At 68.7% G+C, this 2,628-nt stretch carries 3 protein-coding genes; all 3 read left to right on the forward strand.

Annotation, left to right across the window (positions count from 1 at the left end; genetic code table 11):
• Positions 1 to 23 precede the first annotated feature (23 nt).
• Positions 24 to 1,232, forward strand: coding sequence for a chitinase (locus tag AB0H32_RS47755; RefSeq protein ID WP_361135841.1), 1,209 nt, complete (start codon positions 24 to 26; stop codon positions 1,230 to 1,232).
• A 145-nt stretch (positions 1,233 to 1,377) separates the two neighbouring features.
• On the forward strand, positions 1,378 to 2,127 hold the full coding sequence (locus AB0H32_RS47760) for a polysaccharide lyase family 7 protein (RefSeq protein WP_361135847.1): 750 nt from the start codon (positions 1,378 to 1,380) through the stop codon (positions 2,125 to 2,127).
• 94 nt (positions 2,128 to 2,221) lie between these two features.
• A partial coding sequence (locus tag AB0H32_RS47765) for a hypothetical protein (protein ID WP_361135844.1) occupies positions 2,222 to 2,628 on the forward strand: 407 nt, incomplete at its 3' end.

Here is a 2,628-nt window from a genome sequence, read left to right on the forward strand (position 1 = left end):
CCCCACCCCTCTGGAGGCACGCAGTGAGACGTCTTCGTGCATGTCTGGGTGCGGCGGCCGCCGTCGGACTGGCCGCAGCGGGCACCACCGCACTCGTCGCGGGCAACGCCTCAGGGGCGACCACCGCACTGGACAACCGGTGGTACGCCGCAGCCCCCTACCTGATGCCGCTGGACAACGACCCGCCGGACGCGGCCGCCATCATGGACACCACCGGCCTCAAGGCCTTCCAGCTCGCATTCATCCTTGCACCGAACGGCGGCGGCTGCTCCCCGACCTGGGGCGGCACGGCGCCGGTCTCCTCCGACACGGCCGTGAGGTCGGTCATCGACACCATCCGCGCCAAGGGCGGTGACGTCTCCGTCTCCATCGGCGGGTACGGCGGCACCAAGCTCGGGCAGACCTGCTCGGACGCGGCCTCCACGGCCGCGGCGTACCAGCAGGTCATCACCAAGTACGGGCTGCACGCCATCGACTTCGACCTGGAGGAGCCGGAGTACGAGAACAGTGCGGCGATCAAGAACGAGATCGGCGCCGCGAAGATCCTGCAGCAGAACAACCCGGGCCTGTACGTGTCCGTGACCACGGCCGGCACGGCGGACGGCACCGGCTGGTTCGGCAAGCAGATGCTGCTGGAGGCCAAGTCGCAGGGATTCACCCCGAACAACTTCTCCATCATGCCCTTCGACGGCGGCTTCAACGGGGCGGCGAGCCAGACCGCCGCACTGGCCAACTTCAACTCGATCCTGCAGTCCACGTTCGGCTGGGACCAGGCGACCGCCTACGCCCACGAGGGCTTCTCCGGCATGAACGGCCGCAGCGACAGCGGCGAGTACTTCACCCAGGCCGACTTCCAGACGGTGCTGGACTACGCCACCAGCCACCACATGGACCGGTTCACGTTCTGGTCGCTGAACCGCGACCGTCAGTGCACGCCGCCCGACAACGGCGGCCGCACGTCGGGGACCTGCTCCAGCGTGACCCAGAACTCCTGGGACTTCGCCAAGTACTCGGTGCAGTTCGCGGGCGCCACCCCGCCCAGCACCACACCCACACCCACCCCGACACCGACGCCCACCTCCTGCAAGACCGCCTGGAGTTCGACGGCGGTGTACACGGCCGGGAACGAGGTCTCGTACAACAAGCACAACTGGAAGGCCAAGTGGTGGACCCAGAACGAGGCGCCCGGCGCCTCGGAGTGGGGTCCCTGGCAGGACGAGGGCGCCTGCTGAACCACTTGACGTTCCTGGTCCAGACCTCTAGCTTCACGGGTCACCGATGAACAAGGATGCGTCCGGTGTTCACGGGTATGAACACCGGATGCGTCCTTCCGACGGAAGGACCCCCCACGTGCCCCGTACCCGGCTCCTGGCGGCCCTGGCCGCCACAGGCCTCGCCCTCGGCCTCACCGCGCTCACCGGCGGCAGCGCGGATGCGGCCGACCCGCATGTCGCTCCCGGCGGCAACTTCGACCTGTCCGTCTGGCAGCTCCAGGAACCCGTCGGTTCGCCCGGCTCCCCCACCACGATCCCCTCGTCCCGGCTGCAGGGCGCGACCGGCTACCAGGACGCGTACTTCTACACCGACACCCGCGACGGCGCGATGACCTTCTGGGCACCCGAGAAGGGTGTGACCACGCCGAACTCCAACTACGCCCGCTCCGAGCTGCGGGAGATGAACCGGGGCGGCAGCCCCGCGGACTGGGCACTCAAGGGCTCCCACCGGCTGAGCGCGACCCTGCGGGTGGTCTCGGTGGCCAAGAACGTCTGCGTGGGACAGATCCACCTGGGCTCCGGAGGCTCGTCCACCAAGCCACTGCTGGAGTTGTACTACCACGCGAACGGCGACATCGTGCTCGGCACCGAGGACTCCCCGTCCGGCGGTCAGACCCCGCACCCCGTGGGACATGTGCCCGTCGGGAAGACGTGGAGCTACACCATCGCCGTCTCGGGCGGGAACACCATCGATCTGACCGTCGACGGGACCACCACCCACTACGGCATACCGTCGTCGTTCTCGTCGTACAAGCAGTACTTCAAGGCGGGTTCGTACAACCAGTCCTCCTCGGACAGCACCACGAAGGGGGCCCGCGTCGCCTTCTACGGGCTGACCGTCTCGCACGGCTGACACGCCGCGCGACCTGCGCGACTGGTGCAACCGGGCGGACGGTCGTAGCGTCGAGATGCACGCAGCGGTACACGCACGACGGGTGGGAGCGGCCATGCGCGGATCACTGGTGGGAACGGCGGTCACCCTGGCAGCGGGAGCCCTGCTCACCGCATCCATGACCACAGCCACGGCGAGCCCTCCGGCTGCCGCGGGCCGGAAGACCGATACCCGGCAGCCCGTGCTGGTCGACTGCTTCTCGAACCGCAACGTCCGCCCAACCGACTTCATCCTGGCCTGCGGTGACGGCAACAGCCGCCTGGTCGAGCTCCACTGGACGCAATGGAGCCCGGACGCGGCCACCGCCGTGGGCGTGAACGCGGTCAACGACTGCAAGCCGTACTGCGCGGCGGGCACCTTCCGCCTGTACCCGGTGACCGTGCGCCTGGACCGTCCGCAGTCGTGGAAGAAGCATCCGGACGTCCAGCACTTCACCCGGATGAGCCTCACCTACGGGGGCGC

This window comes from Streptomyces sp. NPDC020362 (genome assembly GCF_040642095.1).
In the GTDB taxonomy this organism is placed as follows: domain Bacteria; phylum Actinomycetota; class Actinomycetes; order Streptomycetales; family Streptomycetaceae; genus Streptomyces.